The 2,408-nt window shown below is 54.5% G+C and carries 3 protein-coding genes; 2 read left to right on the top strand and 1 reads right to left on the bottom strand.

All coding sequences use genetic code 11. The features are described 5' to 3' along the window. The coding region (locus tag ACTHL0_RS03585) for a hypothetical protein (protein ID WP_440565216.1) at positions 1–1,087 on the top strand (1,087 nt) is incomplete at its 5' end. A gap of 168 nt (positions 1,088–1,255) precedes the next feature. Here ACTHL0_RS03585 and ACTHL0_RS03590 read toward each other — a convergent pair. Further along, complete coding sequence (locus ACTHL0_RS03590) at positions 1,256–1,570, bottom strand: hypothetical protein (protein WP_440565218.1); 315 nt, start codon at positions 1,568–1,570, stop codon at positions 1,256–1,258. A 610-nt stretch (positions 1,571–2,180) separates the two neighbouring features. Between ACTHL0_RS03590 and ACTHL0_RS03595 the strand changes: the two genes are divergently transcribed. Next, on the top strand, positions 2,181–2,408 hold a 228-nt coding region (locus tag ACTHL0_RS03595; protein WP_440565217.1), incomplete at its 3' end, for a hypothetical protein.

Here is a 2,408-nt window from a genome sequence, read left to right on the forward strand (position 1 = left end):
GGCCATCGAGCAAGGTTCATATCCTGAGCCCTACGTGATTGAGCACATGGCCGGGGGTGGGTTTGTTGTCGCTGGCCGATTCGAAGCCGAGCAATCCGCGTGGGCAACCGGCCTTGACGAATCGGGAAAGGTTCGTTGGCGGTACCTGGCAGTGCCTCCCAGTGCTGAACTTGGAACGCGCTTCCCGTATTTTACCGGAGCGGCTGCGGCGCCGAACGGCGGAGTCCTGTTGTGCGGCATGATAGACGTGGGCGAAATCCACAAGCGCGACGTCAATGGTCTACTGGTGCGACTCGATAACCGGGGACAACTACTCAGACGACAATATATACGACCTCCGCAGCTTGAGGACGAATACGCTCACACCGCGTACTTAGATCGATGCGTGCCGTGGGGTAATGGTGCAGCCCTCGTCGGACGCCTGTCGAGCACCAACTTTCGCGGAGTGCGGTCAGTATTTCACTGGATTATTGCGACTGGGCCAGAAGGAGATGTCCTGTGGCAAAAGTTAATCCCATCGATGGGGGGAGACCAAGTAACTCAGGTGCGCCCGATGCCTGGCGGCGGCCTGCTAATTTCCGATACCGAAACCATACGCATCGACTCTCAGGGGGAACTCCAAGCACGGTTGCAAACCAGGGGGATCTTACGATTGATCCAACCGGCCGACATACGATCGGATCCTCAGCTTCTTGACTGCTATGGCGGAGCCAGCCGGGGACGATTAGTTCGACTTACGGCAGATCTTCATATCGCGGAAGAGCGAACCATTGAGTTTCCTGACGGTTACGTCTGCGGACCGTCTCAATATGTGATGCAAACGTACAGCCTTGCTGATGGGTCGATCGTGCTCTTTGGTTACCACTACAAGAAAAGGGTCGGTGTTCCAGGGATCGTCAAATGGGATCCCCTACAACTAACGCCAACCGCGAGCACGTATGCGCTTGGAAACGCTCCTTGGTTTAACGCAGCTGTACCCACCAATAAGCCAGGAGTATACGCGACGGTGCGCATCACCGGCGCTGCCGTGCCATTGCCGGTCAAGGTCGAGCATGCAGCACATGTGACGTTTTTTGACATGAATTAATTATGACCATCAATCGGGGGCGACATGGACGCTAGCACCGGCATCAACGAACAAGACGCAGGGCTGTTTTTTCAGGATGCCTACGACAACCCTGGAATGGTCGAGACGAATCTCGGGGACGGGTGGACGGGGACACCATGGACGAGCAAGCAGCGGACGGCACGTGGATCAACCAGACTTTAGACCCGTCGGGCGGTAGCATAATCGACCAATTTCGCTTGTCTTGGACAGGCGATTGCAGGTGATCGGTGTGTCGCAGTCGATATTGCTAGAGCCGGAGGTTTGCCGTGTGCTCTCCAGATTGCGGACGGTCTTGATGAAGATCTCGGCGACGTCGTCGAGCGCTTTCTTCAACTGCGAGAAGATGAATAGGACGGCAAGCGTGTAGCGTTTGGCAGGCTTGAGGTGAATCGCTGCGCATACCATCGGGCTGCGATGTTCACCGCCGCCTACCGGTCCCAGCTGATCGGCGAGCAGGACCAAGATGTTCGCGTTCTGCTCGGACGCCTCGTCGAAAAGATTTGAAGCGCACTATCGGTTCGGCACATCGATTTTCCTGAGCGCCGCCGAGCATTGCCATGGTCTCAAGCTACGAGGCGAAGGTGTTACAGGTCTTGTGGCATGGGACCCTTCAAGCTGCTTTCGACTTTGCGGGATAGTTTTATTCATGTTCGTCGTCTCAGTTTTGAGACATTCAGGACGATCCGTTAATTATTGCTTTTAGGGGTTAACGCTCGTCTTTACTAGAGATTTAACCTCAACTATGATGCACTGACAAAAATTAGCCTCGGCTCGAGCGGGCGCAGTAAATGGTACTCGGCTATTTCGCCGATGAAAAAGCTTTCGTGCCAGCACGGAAGCTATCGGGGGAAACGTATGAATAAAAATCTTACGCTTGCATATCCTTTCGCGACTGATCCAGTGCTTTCTCATCCGGCCGATCTGGATGCTGACGTGAACTTGCTCCGCATGCGGCGGAAATTCTCATTAGTTGGTCGCCATACAGGTCACCGGTAGCAGCGCTAACCTCTTGCAGTATTGCGGTTCGCGGGCTTTAGCTTCGTGTACAACAATGCCATTCGGGTATTGAAAAATGAAGAAGAGACATTTTATGACGGGGGTGCTTGCTTTATTTATTTTCAATGCGTGGTCCGCAACCGATCAGAACGGTGAATTTAACGAAGTGCGCGACGTGGCCATCGAGCAAGGTTCATATCCTGAGCCCTACGTGATTGAGCACATGGCCGGGGGTGGGTTTGTTGTCGCTGGCCGATTCGAAGCCGAGCAATCCGCGTGGGCAACCGGCCTTGACGAATCGGGA

It is taken from the genome of Trinickia sp., assembly GCF_051961175.1.
Classification (GTDB): Bacteria; Pseudomonadota; Gammaproteobacteria; order Burkholderiales; family Burkholderiaceae; genus Trinickia.